The sequence below is a fragment of the Streptomyces gobitricini genome, from assembly GCF_039532985.1.
GTDB classification, from domain to species: domain Bacteria; phylum Actinomycetota; class Actinomycetes; order Streptomycetales; family Streptomycetaceae; genus Streptomyces; species Streptomyces gobitricini.
This window is the reverse complement of record NZ_BAAASR010000027.1, coordinates 41353-56230: the sequence shown is the minus strand read 5'-3', so window position 1 is coordinate 56230 and position 14878 is coordinate 41353. Positions and strand designations below refer to the sequence as shown.

The 14878-nt window shown below is 74.3% G+C and carries 16 protein-coding genes and 1 riboswitch; of the genes, 11 read left to right on the top strand and 5 right to left on the bottom strand.

What is annotated here, in order from left to right; genetic code table 11:
* Positions 1-25: 25 nt before the first annotated feature.
* The 3 genes from ABD347_RS23465 to ABD347_RS23455 form a co-directional block, all read right to left on the bottom strand.
* The gene (locus ABD347_RS23465; protein ID WP_344364638.1) at positions 26-976 is read right to left on the bottom strand and encodes a cobalamin biosynthesis protein; all 951 of its coding nucleotides are present in this window, start codon (positions 974-976) and stop codon (positions 26-28) included.
* A gap of 129 nt (positions 977-1105) precedes the next feature.
* Positions 1106-1180, bottom strand: a riboswitch (cobalamin riboswitch).
* 195 nt (positions 1181-1375) lie between these two features.
* On the bottom strand, positions 1376-1597 hold the full coding sequence (locus ABD347_RS23460; protein WP_344364635.1) for a hypothetical protein: 222 nt from the start codon (positions 1595-1597) through the stop codon (positions 1376-1378).
* Positions 1598-1606: 9 nt separating this feature from the next.
* Positions 1607-2869 (bottom strand): inorganic phosphate transporter, encoded by a 1263-nt coding sequence (locus tag ABD347_RS23455; RefSeq protein WP_344364632.1) that lies wholly within the window; start codon positions 2867-2869, stop codon positions 1607-1609.
* A gap of 923 nt (positions 2870-3792) precedes the next feature.
* Between ABD347_RS23455 and ABD347_RS23450 the strand changes: the two genes are divergently transcribed.
* The 3 genes from ABD347_RS23450 to ABD347_RS23440 all read left to right on the top strand — a co-directional run bounded on the left by ABD347_RS23450 (position 3793) and on the right by ABD347_RS23440 (position 7225).
* Complete coding sequence (locus ABD347_RS23450; RefSeq protein WP_344364630.1) at positions 3793-4443, top strand: class II aldolase/adducin family protein; 651 nt, start codon at positions 3793-3795, stop codon at positions 4441-4443.
* Positions 4444-4542: 99 nt separating this feature from the next.
* Positions 4543-5670: an alpha/beta hydrolase gene (locus ABD347_RS23445; RefSeq protein ID WP_344364628.1), complete on the top strand. Its 1128-nt coding sequence runs from the start codon at positions 4543-4545 to the stop codon at positions 5668-5670.
* A 145-nt stretch (positions 5671-5815) separates the two neighbouring features.
* Positions 5816-7225 carry a hypothetical protein gene (locus tag ABD347_RS23440; protein WP_425575747.1) on the top strand — a complete coding sequence of 470 codons (1410 nt, stop codon included), beginning with the start codon at positions 5816-5818 and terminating at the stop codon, positions 7223-7225.
* An 8-nt stretch (positions 7226-7233) separates the two neighbouring features.
* Here the strand turns inward: ABD347_RS23440 and ABD347_RS23435 are convergent, their stop codons facing one another.
* Complete coding sequence (locus ABD347_RS23435; RefSeq protein WP_344364626.1) at positions 7234-7635, bottom strand: VOC family protein; 402 nt, start codon at positions 7633-7635, stop codon at positions 7234-7236.
* 799 nt (positions 7636-8434) lie between these two features.
* Between ABD347_RS23435 and ABD347_RS23430 the strand changes: the two genes are divergently transcribed.
* The 3 genes from ABD347_RS23430 (at position 8435) to ABD347_RS23420 (ending at position 11624) form a co-directional block, all read left to right on the top strand.
* Positions 8435-10033 (top strand): ABC-F family ATP-binding cassette domain-containing protein, encoded by a 1599-nt coding sequence (locus tag ABD347_RS23430; protein WP_344364623.1) that lies wholly within the window; start codon positions 8435-8437, stop codon positions 10031-10033.
* A 424-nt stretch (positions 10034-10457) separates the two neighbouring features.
* Positions 10458-10679 (top strand): helix-turn-helix domain-containing protein, encoded by a 222-nt coding sequence (locus tag ABD347_RS23425; protein ID WP_006123601.1) that lies wholly within the window; start codon positions 10458-10460, stop codon positions 10677-10679.
* Between the two features lie 144 nt (positions 10680-10823).
* Complete coding sequence (locus ABD347_RS23420) at positions 10824-11624, top strand: enoyl-CoA hydratase/isomerase family protein (protein WP_344364620.1); 801 nt, start codon at positions 10824-10826, stop codon at positions 11622-11624.
* Here the strand turns inward: ABD347_RS23420 and ABD347_RS23415 are convergent.
* Entirely contained in the window at positions 11621-12298 is a 678-nt protein-coding gene (locus ABD347_RS23415) for an Asp23/Gls24 family envelope stress response protein (RefSeq protein WP_344364618.1), read from the bottom strand. The two genes, ABD347_RS23420 and ABD347_RS23415, sit on opposite strands and share 4 nt — an antisense overlap.
* A 187-nt stretch (positions 12299-12485) precedes the next feature.
* Between ABD347_RS23415 and ABD347_RS23410 the strand changes: the two genes are divergently transcribed.
* The 5 genes from ABD347_RS23410 to amaP are packed head-to-tail and all read left to right on the top strand — an operon-like array spanning position 12486 to position 14745.
* Positions 12486-12902, top strand: coding sequence for an Asp23/Gls24 family envelope stress response protein (locus ABD347_RS23410; protein ID WP_344365014.1), 417 nt, complete (start codon positions 12486-12488; stop codon positions 12900-12902).
* A 22-nt stretch (positions 12903-12924) separates the two neighbouring features.
* Positions 12925-13116, top strand: coding sequence for a hypothetical protein (locus ABD347_RS23405; protein WP_344364615.1), 192 nt, complete (start codon positions 12925-12927; stop codon positions 13114-13116).
* Positions 13091-13564: a hypothetical protein gene (locus tag ABD347_RS23400; protein WP_344364613.1), complete on the top strand. Its 474-nt coding sequence runs from the start codon at positions 13091-13093 to the stop codon at positions 13562-13564. Before ABD347_RS23405 ends, ABD347_RS23400 begins: the two co-directional genes overlap by 26 nt.
* Complete coding sequence (locus ABD347_RS23395) at positions 13561-14175, top strand: DUF6286 domain-containing protein (RefSeq protein ID WP_344364611.1); 615 nt, start codon at positions 13561-13563, stop codon at positions 14173-14175. The genes ABD347_RS23400 and ABD347_RS23395 overlap by 4 nt, the downstream gene beginning before the upstream one ends.
* A gap of 6 nt (positions 14176-14181) precedes the next feature.
* Entirely contained in the window at positions 14182-14745 is a 564-nt protein-coding gene (amaP, locus tag ABD347_RS23390; RefSeq protein WP_344364608.1) for an alkaline shock response membrane anchor protein AmaP, read from the top strand.
* Positions 14746-14878 lie beyond the last annotated feature (133 nt).

Here is a 14878-nt window from a genome sequence, read left to right as displayed (position 1 = left end):
GCTCCCGCCCTTCATGCCCCGCCCCTCATGTACGCCTCCGCTTGATCGCCCCGTACGCCAGCCGCCCGCCCACGCATACCGCGAGGGTCAGGGCGCTCACCCGGCGCGACAACCGCACCGCCCGCTCGATGTCCGGCACCTCCACGGCCCGGCCCTCCCCGTTGAGCACGGGCCGGTGCTCGACGCGGCCACCGTACGAGAGCGTCCCGCCGAGCCGTACGCCCAGCGCGCCCGCGAACGACGCCTCGACCGGGCCCGCGTTGGGGCTCGGGTGCTTCGCCGCGTCGGCCCGCCAGGCCCGTACCGCGCCGCGCGGGCTCCCGCCCGCGACCGCCGCGAGGACGGCCGTCAGACGGGCGCCGGGCCACCCGACCACGTCATCGAGGCGGGCGGAGGCCCAGCCGAAGCGGCGGTACCTCGGGGACTTGTGCCCGACCATCGCGTCCAGGGTGTTCACCGCCCGGAACGCCACCAGGCCCGGTACGCCGCCGATGGCGCCCCACACGAGGGCGCCGGTCACGGCGTCGGAGGTGTTCTCGGCGACCGACTCGACGACCGCGCGGGCGATGCCTGGGCCGTCCAGGGCCTGCGGATCCCGCCCGCACAGGTGCGGCAGCCGCTCCCGGGCGACCTCGAGGTCACCCGCGGCCAGCGCGCCGCCGATGGCGCGGGCCTCGCGGCCCAGCGACGTACCGCCGACGACGGCCCACACGGAAGCGGCGGTCAGCGCGACGGGAAGGGCGCCCCGGTTCGCCACCGCGCGGGTGACGAGCACCGCCGCCCCGGCAGCGCCCCCGGCGCACACCACGGCGTGCAGCACGCCCCACGCGCGGTGATCGCGCCACAGCACGCCCTCCACCGCGCCGGCGGCGCGCCCGAAGGCCGCTACGGGGTGACCGCGGCGGGGATCGGCGAGGAACAGGTCGGCGGCGAGCCCGGCGGCGGCGCCGTACGCGAAGACATGGTCACTGCGCATCGGGTCAGTCCGCCGATACGCCTCGCCGACCTCTGGGGCACGAGCGTTTCCGTACAGCTGACAGGCAGCCGGGCATGGGCGATGTCCTCACTCAGGGTCCGCGCCCTGGCTCGACGTGACCGGCGACGAGAGTTCCTGACTCATCCGCCCCGCGGGGCCGGACTCACAGTGGCGGGACCGCGCCGGATTCGCACCGGCTTCCTCTCCTGCCGCCGTTATGGCCCCGGCAGTCCACCACGCCCCGCGAACGCCCGTCAACTCGCCGTTGACCTGCGGCGGGAGGTTGTGCCGAGGCACACACCGGGCCACCCGGGCGCCCGCACCCGGCGCGCATGACGGCAGGCATGACGGCGCCCCCGGAACGGAGATCCGTTTCCGGGGGCGCCGTGAGCTGTCGGCTCAGGTGATGATCAGGAAAATCCCGTACGCCACGGCCGCCGCGCACAGCCCGAAGCAGGCGTACGCGCCCGTCCGGGCGAGGGCGGCCGAGCCGCCGTTCGCTGAGGCCGTCTCCTGCTTGGAGAGGCCCACGATGCCGAGGGTGAACAGGCCCACCAGTGCGACGGTGGCCAGGAGGCTGACCCCGAAGACGGAGCCGAGAGCTGCCCAGTCGATCTTCATGTTCTTTCCTTACACCGTGGCGGCGGGAGCCGAGGTGGTCTCGCCGGCCGGAGCCGGGATGGTGGCCTTGAGGTCGTCGGAGGTGCCGGCCGCGACGGCACCGGTCGGCGGCGGGGTGACGGCCGCGATGGCGGTGGTCACGACGCCCGCGGGCTCGTCCTCGCCCTCGGGGTCCACGTCGTTGACGTTGGTGTGGTCGACGACCTGGCGGCGGGAGATGAACCAGATCGCGGCGCAGGAGGTGACGAGGAAGACCGCGACGACGGCGACGCCCCAGTCGCCCTGCTGGGTGACGAACTCCGAGGCGGCGGCGACCAGGCCGGCGGCCGGCAGGGTCAGGCCCCAGGCGACGAACATGCGGGTGGCCGTGGACCAGCGGACCACGCCGCCCTTGCGGCCGAGGCCCGCGCCCATCACGGCGCCCGAGCAGGAGTGCGTCGTGGAGAGCGAGAAGCCCAGGTTGGACGAGGCCAGGATGACGGCCGCCGCGCTGGTCTGGGCGGCGAAGCCCTGCTGCGGCTGGAGGTCGGTGAGGCCCTTGCCCATGGTGCGGATGATGCGCCAGCCGCCCAGGTAGGTGCCGAGCGCGATGGCCACACCGGCGGAGACGATCACCCAGACCGGCGGGTTGGAGCCGGGGGCGAGGACACCGGCGGCGACCAGGGCGAGGGTGATGATGCCCATGGTCTTCTGCGCGTCGTTGGTGCCGTGGGCCAGGGAGACCAGACCGGCGGAGGTGATCTGACCGGCGCGGTAGCCCTTGCGGCCGGTCTTCTCGTCGATGTTCGCGCCGGCCTTGTAGGTCAGGCGGGCGGCCAGCATCGCGGCGAGGCCGGCGACCAGCGGCGCGGCGATGGCCGGGATCAGGACCTTGGTGACGACGACGCCGCCGTTGACGCCGCTCAGGCCGACCGAGGCGACGGTGGCGCCGATGAGGCCACCCATGAGGGCGTGGGAGGAACTGGAAGGCAGGCCGACCAGCCAGGTGAGCAGGTTCCACAGGATCGCGCCGACGAGCGCCGCGAAGATCACTTCCGGTTGGATGCCCTCTTCGTTGACGAGGCCGCTGGAGATCGTCTTGGCGACCTCGACGGACAGGAAGGCGCCGACCAGGTTGAGCACGGCGGACATGGCCACCGCCGTCTTGGGCTTCATCGCGCCGGTCGAGATGGTGGTCGCCATCGCGTTGGCGGTGTCATGGAAACCGTTCGTGAAATCGAACACTAGAGCTGTCACGACCACAATGGCGAGCAGCAGCGTGATGTGTTCCATTTACCCAGGCAATCGTTCGACGTCAGTGGCTCGCCGAACGTAAGCAACCTGAGTGAACGGAAGGTGAACTGGGTCGGGCGCCATGGTGACTCGGGCCGGATCCGAACCATTCCGCTTCCGGCTCTCTTTACGGGCCGGAGGGGCGGGAACCCGGTGATTCGGGCGTTTCGGGCCCTCCTGTGAAGATCCTTCAGTCGGCGCACCGGCCGACAGAAGAGATTCTGGTCACTTCCCGCCTCCATGCCCCTTCCTCCCCCGTACCGGACCCCAAGCCCCGGTCCGCCTTTCCCCCGCCCCGCGATGCCTCCGGCCTCCGGTGCCACCGCCCCGCGGCTCTCCCGGCGCCGTGACGCCTGCTCCCCGCCGCCCTGCCGCTTCCCCGCCGCCTCCGCCCCGCGGTGCCTCCCTTCCGCGGCTCCCCGTCGCCCGCGCTCCCGCCGCCCGGGCTGCCGGCGTTCGCGTACCCGCCGCACAGGAGATGCCGTCGGGCCCGCCATGCGTGGACTTCGCGGCTGCTCGCCGCCCTCGCGCAGCCCCCGCCGCGACCCAGCCCCACTGGCCAGGGGAGCGCCCCCGAGGACGCCGGACGCCGGACCGCCGGTCCGACGGGCAGGCCGTACGCGCCGTGCGAGCTCCCGGGGCGGCACACGGGGCTCCACCGGCCACGCCCGCCCTCGGGGCCGCGCTCACGCCCTGCGCCCGGCGACGCAGGGCCGCGAGGGCCCGTCCAGGTGGCACGCCCCCGGGTCGCCGCCCGGACGGCCGCCGCGCCGCCCGCAGACCATGACGCGCCGCTCGGCCCCGCCCCGCGCCGCACCCGGGGGCGCCCGGGGCGCGCGTGCCCCGCTGTGCGTGGCGCAGCTCCGGGCCCCGCGGGCGGGGCCGCCCGGACGGGGCGGGGAGCGGCTGACAGGATCGGACGCATGACACAGGACGCGATCGAGCGGGCGTGGGACTCGGTGGTCGGGACCGCCCGCAGGACAGTGACGGACGGGCTGGTCGTCGGAACCTCGGGAAACGTCTCCGCGAGGGTGGGCGAGCTCGTCCTCGTGACGCCCAGCGGTGTGCCCTACGACCGCCTCACCCCCGGCGACGTCGTGGCCGTCGACCTGGACGGGACCCAGGTACGGGGCCGGCTCGCCCCCACCAGCGAGCTGCCCATGCACCTGGAGATCTACCGCCGCACCACGGCCCGCGCCGTCGTGCACACCCACGCCGTGCACGCCACCGCCGTCTCGACGCTGGTCACCGAACTCCCACTGATCCACTACATGGCCGCGGCCCTCGGCGGCCCCGTCCGCGTCGCCCCGTACGCCCTCTACGGAACGGGGGAGCTGGCCGCTCACATGCTGGGCGCCCTCGACGGCCGCACGGGCTGCCTGCTGCGGAACCACGGAACCGTCACCTACGGCGACTCCCTGGACCAGGCCTACGACCGAACGTCCCAGCTGGAGTGGATGTGCCGCGTCTGGCTCACCGCGAGCTCCGTACCCGGGCTCACCCCCAGCCTCCTGTCGGCCGCCGAACTGGACGAGGCCGCCGAGAAGCTCCGCGGCTACGGCCGGCCCCGCTGACCGCGCGGCCCGCCACCGCGTGGTGGCCACCCTGCCGGGCGCCACGCCGGTGAACGCCGCCCACTGGCATCCGGGCCCGCTCGTGCCGACACTGGAGCGGTGCGCCCGGCTACAGCGACGGCAGCGGCCGTCACCACCCTGATCGGTGCCGGCGCGGCCGCGGTCGCGGCCGGCCGGTACGCCTGCGGCGCCGCGCTCAAGGTGCCGCCCGGCCGCCCCCTGCCCGGCGAGCCCAGGCTCACCGTGCACGCCACGGCCCCGGGGCGGGTTTCCCTGACGCGCTGCCTCGTCTCCCGGCGCCCCGGCGTCTACGGTCTGGCAGGCCCCGGCGTCCACGCCGTGGTCGGCCCCGTACTGGACGACGTGCCGCACACCGCCGACACCGTCGTACGACGCCTGGAACGTGTCGTCAGCGGCCGGCTGGAGGCCGGCGACCACGTCAGGCTCACACCACAGCTCCACACCGGCACCCCCTCCGACGCCCTCGGCCTCGAATACCAGGACGTCGAGATCCCCGGCGAACTCGGGGTCCTGCCCGCCTGGTTCGTGCCCGCCGCCCGCTCCACCTGGGTCATCGCCGTGCACGGCATCGGCACCACCCGCGAGCACCCCATGAACGTCATGGGGTTCCTCCACCGGATGCGCCTCCCGGTGCTCGGCCTCGCCTACCGCGGTGACCCGGGAGCGCCCCGCCCCGCCGGCGGACTCGGTCACCTCGGCGACTCCGAGTGGCGCGACCTGGACGCCGCGATCCGCCACGCCGTCCGGCACGGAGCCGAACGCGTCGTCCTCCACGGCTGGTCCACCGGAGCCTCCATGGCGCTGCACGCCGCCGCCAACTGCGGACTCCGCGACCGGATCAGCGGCCTCGTCCTCGACTCCCCGGTACTGGACTGGGAGGTCACGCTGCGGGCTCTCGCCACCGCCCGCGGTGTCCCCGCCCCGCTGCTCCCGCTGGCCGTCCGCGCCGCCCAGGGCAGCACCGGCGTGCACGGCGACCGGCTCGCCGAAGCGGCCGACCCGCGAGGGCTCCGCGTCCCGACCCTCGTCTTCCACGGCCCCGACGACCGCCTCGCCCCCTGGCGGACCTCCCAGGAGCTCGCCGCCCGCCGGGCCGACCTGGTCACCCTCCACACCGTCCGCGACGCCCCCCACGCCGCCATGTGGAACGCCGACCCGCACCGCTACGAGGAAACGATGCGCCGATTCCTCACCTCCCTGATCTGACCCCCGGCCGCGCCCCTGCCCGCTCCCGCGCCCGGATTCCGCACATCACCGGCGAACGGCCCGCGAACGGGCCCTGCCCGGGGCACGAACCCGGCGAATCGGATTCCGTTTGGGCTTTCGGGGCGTCAGCGGGAAGACTGCCCCTGTGACGTCTCGAAAGCCTGATGAGCAACTGGCGCGCAATTCCAGACTCCGACTCGTCCGTCCGCGGCCCCTGACCACGGCCCGACGGGCCGTGACGACCCGGCGTACCCGGCCGGTGCCACGGCCGCCGGAGGGGACCCCGCCGCCCGCCGAGCTGGCCCGACAGGCGAGGGCGGTGCTCGCCGACGCCGTGCGCATCGCGCGCTGGGCGGCCGTCGAACGCGACCGCGCTCACGACCCGGACGCCATGTCGGCCACGGAACGGGCAGCCGCCGCCCTCGGCCTGACACCCGCTCAGGTCCGCGCCGGCTGGGACCGCGCCAGGCTCGCCGGCCTCGTCGAACTGCACGGCGACACCGCCCGCCCCGGCTGGCGCCTGCGCGCCTGGGACCGGGACGATTCCGCCGTCCTGCGCGGCTGGGTCGCCCTCTTCGACGCCTGGTCGCTCGTCCACCCGGCGCCCGCCGACGTCACCCCCGCCTCCGTCGCCGAGGTCGTCGAAGCCGTCCCACAGGTCCTCTCCCTCCTTCAGCTCTCCGCGGGTCCCGTGCTCGTCCCGGCCCTGCTCGACCTGCTCCGCCAGCGCGTCGCCGAACTCCGCGAGGAACGCTGCGAGGTCCCGGCAGCCCCGCGGCCGGAGGTCACCGGGCGGCCCCGGGAGCCGTACGGGGAACCCCGGCCGGGCCCCGAATCCCTGCCCCGCCTGCTCGACTGGGCGCTGGAAGGCCTCGCCGCCGTCGGCGCGCTGACCCTCGGCGACGGCCACGCCACCCTCACCGCGCTCGGGAACTGGGCCGTGTGGGTGAAGCTGGAGCAGATCTGCGTGGCCGCCCAGAGCCCCGCCGGCCACATCGAGCAGTCCGCCGAGGACATGCTGCGCGGCTGCGCCCGCCTCACTCCCGGCCCGGCCCGTGTCGAGTACCGCGCCTGGCTCGCCGCGCGCCCCGTCGGCAGTGCCGTCACCGAACTGCTCGCCGTCGCCCGCGGCGAGGACGCCCTGCTGCGCGGGCTCGCCTTCGAAGCCCTCCGGGTCGTCGGCGCCCCCGCGGAGGCCGAGGTCCGGGCCGCCGCCGAAGAGGTCTGCCTGCGCCCCTACGCGCTGCTCTGGCTCGCCGAGTACGAAGGCGCCGACCCCGACGACGCGCCCGACGTCCTGACCCGCGAGGAGGCCACCTGGCTCTGGGTGGACACCGCGGCCGCCGTCGCCGACCACGGCGAGAGCACCCTCCTGGTCCGCCACCTCGAGTCCGCCGTCCAGGGCACGGTCCCCGCCCTGCTCGACGAGGTCCGGGCCGTGGGTCACCCCCGCACCGTCCAGGTCCTGGTCGCCCTGGCCGCGGCGCACCCCGACCCCGCCCTCGCCAAGGCGGTGCGCCGCGCGGCCTTCCAGGTCCACACCGGCGGAGCGTGACCCCGGCCCTACCCGGCGGCGCCGGGGGCGTACGTCCCGAAGCTCCAGACGTTGCCCTCGGCGTCCCGCGCCATGTAGTCCCGCGAGCCGTACTCCTGGTCGGTGGGTGGCATGAGGATCTCCACCCCGTGCTCCACGGCCCGGGCATGGTGCGCGTCGGGGTCCTCCACCACCACGTACACCCCCACCGGACCGGCGCCCGACATCGCCTCGGCGAAGACCCCGTCCCCTCCCTTGGTGCCCAGCATCACCATGCCGTTCCCAAGAGCCAGCTCGGAGTGGACGACGGAGCCGTCCTCGCCCTCGTACACACTCACCTCGGTGAAACCGAAGGCTTCCTTCAGCGTTCTGATGGCCGCCTTCGCGTCCTCGTACAGGATCGACGGATAGATGCTCGGTACGTGCGTCATGCTGACCACTCTCCGATTCGGCGCTCGACTTCGACCTTGCGACCTCGCGGCCCCCGACCTTTCGGCGTTGCGACTGTGACCCGGATCTCAGCTGTTCCTCAGTCTGGCACCCACCACTGACAACGCGGCCGGAGCAGCCCCCGGGTCACCGGAAGGTGTTGCTCCGGGACAGTCGGCCCCGCCAGGCAGCCCCGGTGGAGCCGTCAACTCTGGTGGAACCCTGCTCCGCCGAGCCGGGCGTCCGGGCCTCCGACGTCACCCGCCGCGGCCGGCCCCCGCGCCGGCAGTCCGGCCTGCCGCTCACCGCCGCCACCGCGATCCGGCAGCCCTCCCGTGCCCTCGCGTCCGGCTCCTCGCGGCACTCCTCGGCGCCGCACCCCTCCGGCGAGGCGCCCACGGCCGGATCGGCGCGTCCTCCGTCGGCGCGGCCCCCGTCCCCCGGCCGGGGAAGCGCCGGGGGAGCCGTCCGGCGATTCAGCCGCGCGACCTACCCGCCACCGGCACCACGGCCCCGCGCACGCCCTGGACCCGCGCACGTCCCGGCCCCGCGCACGTCCCGGCCCCGCGCGGATGCCGAGGCCCGCGTCGTCGTCCGCCCGCCCGGGGCACCGGCCCGCCCGGGCCCTGAACTCCCACACCCCGGCGCAGGGTCGCGCCGGGCTCCGGCATGGCCGAAAAGCAGTTGCACACGCCCGTTAGACTGGGCCGTATGGCCATTCTCCCTGTGCATTAGACCGGCGTCGAAGCCACCGCACCCGCCGTCCTTCCGCCGTCTTCCACACCGCCCTGGAGTCTGTCCGTGATCACCGCTTCCGGCATCGAGCTGCGCGCCGGCGCCCGCGTTCTCATCGAGTCCGCCACCTTCCGCATCGCCAAGGGCGACCGCGTCGGCCTGGTCGGCCGCAACGGCGCCGGCAAGACCACCCTCACCAAGTGCCTCGCCGGCGAGGGTGTCCCGGCCGGCGGCACGATCACCCGCTCCGGCGAGGTCGGTTACCTCCCGCAGGACCCCCGCACCGGTGACCTCGACGTCATGGCCCGCGACCGCATCCTCTCGGCCCGCGGCCTCGACACCCTGCTGCGCAAGATGCGGCAGAACGAGGAGCGCATCGCGAACGGACAGGGCGGCACCCGGGAGAAGGCGCTGCGCCAGTACGAGCGCCAGGAGACCGAGTTCCTCACCAAGGGCGGGTACGCCGCCGAGGCCGAGGCCGCCACCATCGCCGCCGCGCTCGGGCTCCCCGACCGTGTCCTCGGCCAGCCCCTGCACACCCTCTCCGGTGGCCAGCGCCGCCGCGTCGAGCTCGCCCGCATCCTCTTCTCGGACGCCGACACCCTGCTCCTCGACGAGCCGACCAACCACCTCGACGCCGACTCGATCGTCTGGCTGCGCGACTACCTCAAGACGTACCGGGGCGGCTTCATCGTCATCTCCCACGACGTCGACCTCGTCGAGACCGTCGTCAACAAGGTCTTCTACCTGGACGCCAACCGGTCGACGATCGACATCTACAACATGGGCTGGAAGCTCTACCAGCAGCAGCGCGAGGCCGACGAGAAGCGCCGCAAGCGGGAGCGCGCCAACGCCGAGAAGAAGGCCGCGGCCCTGAACTCGCAGGCCGACAAGATGCGGGCCAAGGCCACCAAGACCGTCGCCGCGCAGAACATGGCCCGCCGTGCCGAGCGCCTGCTGTCCGGACTCGAAGCGGTCCGCGCCTCCGACAAGGTCGCCAAGCTCCGCTTCCCCGAGCCCGCGCCCTGCGGCAAGACCCCGCTCACCGCGGAGGGGCTCTCGAAGTCGTACGGGTCGCTGGAGATCTTCACCGACGTGGACCTCGCCATCGACAAGGGATCGAGGGTCGTCATCCTCGGCCTCAACGGCGCGGGCAAGACGACGCTGCTGCGGCTGCTGGCCGGGGTGGAGAAGCCCGACACCGGCCAGGTCACCCCGGGGCACGGCCTCAAGCTGGGCTATTACGCCCAGGAGCACGAGACCCTCGACCCCGACCGCACCGTGCTGGAGAACATGCGGTCGGCCGCGCCCGACCTCGACCTCGTCGAGGTGCGCAAGACGCTCGGCTCCTTCCTCTTCTCCGGCGACGACGTCGACAAGCCGGCGGGCGTCCTCTCCGGTGGTGAGAAGACCCGGCTGGCGCTGGCCACCCTGGTCGTCTCCTCGGCCAACGTGCTGCTCCTCGACGAGCCGACGAACAACCTCGACCCGGCCAGCCGTGAGGAGATCCTCGGCGCCCTGCGCACCTACAAGGGCGCCGTCGTCCTCGTCACGCACGACGAGGGCGCCGTCGACGCCCTCCAGCCGGAGCGGATCATCCTGCTGCCGGACGGCATCGAGGACCTGTGGGGCGCGGACTACGCGGACCTCGTGGCCCTGGCATGACCCCGGCGCCCGAGCGCGGCACGCGTCGCGCCCGGGCCAGGGCCACGGCCAGGGGCGGGGGCACGGGCGCGGCTCCGGACGAGAGGCCGGGGCGCGGCCGGCTCGGCACCGGGCCGCGGCCCTGATCGTCCCCGTATGGATCATTCGGCTTACGCGTGATCCATCATCTGAGTGAGTCCGTCTCATACTGCGGCGTGGCGACGGGCGGACTTACCGTCCCGGCCACACGCTGCGTTTCCTTCACCTCCGCCCCGCTGACCTGGCCATTCGCCCACAGGGGACCGACCGGTGCCGGCGCGTGGCCCGGCCGGCGACCCGGGGACGGCGAAACCTTGCGGCACAGACCTTGTCGAATGGCTGGCCAGGAGGCGCCCGAGGGGTGATCATGAGAAGACCAGAGCGCACTTCCCATGAGGAGGCACGGGTGGCCGAGACTCTGAAGAAGGGCAGCCGGGTGACCGGCGCCGCGCGCGACAAGCTCGCGGCAGACCTGAAGAAGAAGTACGACTCCGGTGCGAGCATCCGGGCATTGGCCGAGGAGACGGGCCGATCCTATGGATTCGTCCACCGGATGCTGAGCGAATCCGGAGTCACGCTGCGTGGACGCGGCGGAGCGACGCGAGGCAAGAAGGCCGCTTCGGCCTGACGGCCCCAGCGACCCGACATCCGAGCGCGGCTCGTCCGGCCCCACCGGTTCCGGCAGGGCCACCCGGTCGATCGCAGTGTCGGCCGGGTGGTTACTGTTCAGTCACTTGATGGCTGCACGCTCCACCGGACCCGGAGGCGCCCCATGACCTCGCTCGACCCAGTCCTCGAAGTGCTCGACAAGGACGGTGTACGGCTCACCGTCGAGGACGCCGTTGCCACGGTGACCCTGACGAACCCGGCCAAGCGCAACGCCCAGTCCCCCGCTCTGTGGCGGGCGTTGACGGAGGCCGGACGGTCGCTGCCGGGCAGCGTGCGGGTCGTGGTGCTGCGCGGTGAGGGCAAGTCCTTCTCCGCCGGACTCGACCGGCAGGCGTTCACGCCGGAGGGCTTCGACGGTGAGCCGTCGTTCCTCGATCTGGCACGCGGCTCCGACGCCGGACTCGACGCCGTCATCACCGAGTACCAGGAGGCGTTCACCTGGTGGCGCCGTAACGACATCGTGTCGATCGCGGCCGTGCAGGGGCACGCGATCGGCGCGGGCTTCCAGCTCGCCCTGGCGTGCGACCTCCGGGTCGTGGCCCAGGACGTGCAGTTCGCGATGCGCGAGACCAGCCTGGGCCTCGTCCCGGACCTGACCGGTACGCACCCGCTCGTCGCGGCGGTCGGCTACGCCCGCGCGCTGGAGATCTGCGCCACGGGCCGGTTCGTCCACGCCGACGAGGCCGAGCGCATCGGGCTGGCCAACGTCGTCGTGCCCGCCGACGAGCTCGACGCCACGGTACGGGACCTGGCGGGCGCGCTGCTGGCGGCGCCGCGCGACGCGGTCATCGAGACCAAGGCGCTGCTGCGCGGCGCCCAGGAGCGCACGTACGAGGAGCAGCGGACGGCCGAGCGCGCGTCGCAGGCGCGCCGTCTGCGTGACCTGGCCGGCCTCGCCGACTAGCCCGGCCCCTCGAGGACGACGTCGGTGACCACCACGGTCACCGGCAGCTCGCCGCCGACGGCCCCGCGTACCGCCCGTGCCACATCGAGGGCCCGGTGGCCCGGGGCCGTCGCCAGTTCGACACGCACATGATCGGGCGCCCGGTGCACGGGAGGGCCCAGCACCGCCGTCAGCCGTGCCACCCCCGCGACGGCGGCCGCCGCGCCGGCCGCGGGGTCGTCCTGCGGGACGGGCTCCCCCCCGGGTGGGGGAGTGGCGGCCGGGGGATCCGGCGGGGTGTCCAGGAGGGCCGTCACGCGCAGGTCCACCTCCGACACGGCCATCCCCAGCCGCTGCTCCGACGCCGCCGCCAGGGCCGTGCGCAGCCGCTCGGCGATGTCCGGCAGCGGTACGCCGTACCGCGCGGCGAAATCCGCCTCGATCCGCAGTGGCCCCGGTGGCAGAGAGGCCGGCGGGGCCGGGAAGGAGGGCGCGGGCGCGGACCCGGCGTCCACGAGGCCGATCCGGAGCCGGCCCGGATACACCCCCGGCACCTGCCGTGCGGTGTGGCGCAACACCGCGTCCGCGGCGCGCTCCGCGATCCACGCCCCGTCCGCCGGGTCCCCCAGCGCAAGCAGCCGGCCCAGACCGATCCGGCTCCGTACGGTCGTCACCCATCCGTCAGACGTCGTCATGTCCCCAGCCTGCCGTATCCCCGGCGCGAGATCCGGCAACCACCCCTAATGTGAGCAAAGGAGAGCAAAACCTCCTGAAGGGATAACGGTGATGACCGACGACGCGTCGCAGTCCGCCCAGGCCGACCAGGCCGCCAGGGCGGCCCGGGTCAGGGAACCGGCGGCCGAGGAGACCAGGAAGACCTCCATGGCCAAGCGGGACGGCAGCACCGGCGATCCGGCGTCCCGGGGGCGCACCACCGTCGCCGACGGGGTCGTCGAGAAGATCGCCGGGCTGGCGGCGCGGGATGTCGTCGGCGTCCACGCGATGGGCAGCGGTATCTCCCGCACCTTCGGCGCGGTGCGCGACCGCGTGCCCGGCGGCAAGCCGGACGTCACGCGGGGTGTGAAGGCCGAGGTCGGAGAGGTGCAGACGGCACTCGACCTGGAGATCGTCGTCGAGTACGGCGTCCCGATCCGTGACGTCGCCCGCGCGGTGCGGGAGAACGTCATCTCGGCGGTCGAGCGGATGGCCGGCCTGGAGGTCGTCGAGGTCAACGTCGCGGTCAGCGACGTGAAGCTGCCGGAGGACGAGGAAGAAGAGCCGGAGAGCCGGCTCCAGTAGCCGGCCGCATGAGGAGCGCACGATGAGCATGGCGATGATCGGCCTGTTGGCCGGAATGGCGCTCGGATTCGCCGGGTACTTCGGCGGTTTCGGAGCGTTTCTGCTGGTGGCCGCCCTGGGGGCGGTCGGTTTCGTGGCGGGACGGTTCCTGGACGGGGACCTGGAACCCGGTGATCTCCTCCGGGGCCGTGACCGCGACGACCGGCGGCGGTGACACGGTGACGGGGGTCCTCGCGGCGGAACGAGGCGCGACCACGATCGCCGACCGCGTGGTGGCCAAGATCGCCGCATACGCGGCGCGGGAAGCGCTCAAGGGCGTACCGGCGGACGAAGGCGGTACGGGCGCAGGCGGTACGGGTGAAGGCGCCACGCGCCAGGACGGTACGGGCCGGGGCGGTACGCACGGCATGGGAGGCGGCGTCCACGGCCGGCCGCCGCACGCGGCGGTCGTCGTGCACCGGGACACCGCGCGCGTCCGCGTCAACCTGGAACTCGGCTACCCCTCCGACATCGGCGCCCAGTGCGCCGCCGTACGCCGCCACGTGGCCCGGCGCGTGCGGACACTGGCGGGCATGGAGGTACCGGAGGTGGCGGTGCAGGTGGAACGGCTGCACTCCCCGTACACACGGGAGCGCGACAAGAGCGGCGGGAGGGTCCGATGAGCCAGGCCGCCCCCGCCGAACCGGCACCCGCCGAGCGTGTCCCGGTGCTGGAGGAGCCGGTGCGCGGCGGCGCACACCGCTTCTGGTCCACGCGCCGCGTCCCCGCAGCCCTGCTCGCGCTGCTGCTGCTGGCCGGAGCGGGGCTGCTGCTGTACGACGTCGCCTCGGTACGCGCCGGACGGCCCGGCATGCGCTGGCGCCGCGTCCTCGCCGACGACCTGGCCACCCGCCAGCTCGACGACGTGGTGGTGGTCGTCGGAGCCGGGCTCGCGATCGCGCTGGGTCTCTGGCTCCTCGTACTGGCCTGCACGCCCGGGCTGCGCTCCGTCCTGCCCATGCGGCCCGACGCCGAACCGCTGCGCGCCGGGCTCCGGCGGGAAGCGGTCGAGGTCGTGCTGCGCGACCGGGCGATGGCGGTGGCGGGCGTGCAGTCGGTGCGGGTACGGGCGAGGCGCCACAAGGCGGCGGTACGGGCGGTGGCCCACTTCCGCGAACTCGATTATGTAGGTGCCGACCTGGACGCCGCGCTGCGGGCCGCGGTCGAGGAGCTCGGCCTGGCACGGCCGCCGCGCCTCTCCGTGCATGTCGTGCGACCGGCCCGGAAGGGGTGAACGGACATGCTGAGGACCGTCAACCGGGTCCTGCTGGGCCTCGCCGGAGCGGTACTGGTGTGCACCGGCGGGGCGGTGCTCGCGGCCGCCCTGGACCTGGGCGTGCCGTCCTGGTGGCCATGGCGGGGCTCGGACACCGTGCTGCTCGGCGAGTCGGCGCGCACCCGGTGGGGCTGGCCGGTCGTGGTCGCCGTGCTGGCGGTGCTGGTGCTCCTGGCGCTGTGGTGGCTGGTGGCACAGCTGCGGCGGCACCGGCTCGCGGAGGTGCTGGTCGACAGCCGGGACGGGGAGAGCGCGGCGCTGCGGGGCCGGGCGCTGGAGGGCGCCGCGGAGGCGGAGGCGGAGGCGCTGGACGGCGTGTCGCGCGCCCGCGTCCGGCTCACCGGCCGGCCGACGGCACCCTCGGCGCGCGTGTCGCTGCTGCTGGAGCCCCATGTGTCGCCGGACGAGGCACTGTCGGGCCTCCGGGACGGGGCGCTGCGGCACGTCCGCGAGTCGGCGGCCCTTCCGGAACTCCCCGCGGAGGCTCACCTGCGCGCCGCGAAACACCCCGCGCGCCGCGTCACCTGACACCCCGCGAACCAGCCCGGCGCGCCCACGCCCCGGCACCCGTCGGCCCACGCCGGGCGACCCGGCGGTCCTGCGCCCGCGCCCGACGGCGCGCGCCCGGTGCCCCCACGCCGGCGCCCCCCGCGCCGGCGCC

Coding starts and splice junctions, on each gene's coding strand:
- ABD347_RS23435 (WP_344364626.1), bottom strand. CDS start 7,635: ATGACGCACGTACCGAGCATCTATCCGTCGATCCTGTACGAGGACGCG.
- ABD347_RS23410 (WP_344365014.1), top strand. CDS start 12,486: ATGGCCAAGCGGGACGGCAGCACCGGCGATCCGGCGTCCCGGGGGCGC.
- ABD347_RS23460 (WP_344364635.1), bottom strand. CDS start 1,597: ATGAAGATCGACTGGGCAGCTCTCGGCTCCGTCTTCGGGGTCAGCCTC.
- ABD347_RS23405 (WP_344364615.1), top strand. CDS start 12,925: ATGAGCATGGCGATGATCGGCCTGTTGGCCGGAATGGCGCTCGGATTC.
- amaP (WP_344364608.1), top strand. CDS start 14,182: ATGCTGAGGACCGTCAACCGGGTCCTGCTGGGCCTCGCCGGAGCGGTA.
- ABD347_RS23395 (WP_344364611.1), top strand. CDS start 13,561: ATGAGCCAGGCCGCCCCCGCCGAACCGGCACCCGCCGAGCGTGTCCCG.
- ABD347_RS23465 (WP_344364638.1), bottom strand. CDS start 976: ATGCGCAGTGACCATGTCTTCGCGTACGGCGCCGCCGCCGGGCTCGCC.
- ABD347_RS23455 (WP_344364632.1), bottom strand. CDS start 2,869: ATGGAACACATCACGCTGCTGCTCGCCATTGTGGTCGTGACAGCTCTA.
- ABD347_RS23450 (WP_344364630.1), top strand. CDS start 3,793: ATGACACAGGACGCGATCGAGCGGGCGTGGGACTCGGTGGTCGGGACC.
- ABD347_RS23415 (WP_344364618.1), bottom strand. CDS start 12,298: ATGACGACGTCTGACGGATGGGTGACGACCGTACGGAGCCGGATCGGT.
- ABD347_RS23420 (WP_344364620.1), top strand. CDS start 10,824: ATGACCTCGCTCGACCCAGTCCTCGAAGTGCTCGACAAGGACGGTGTA.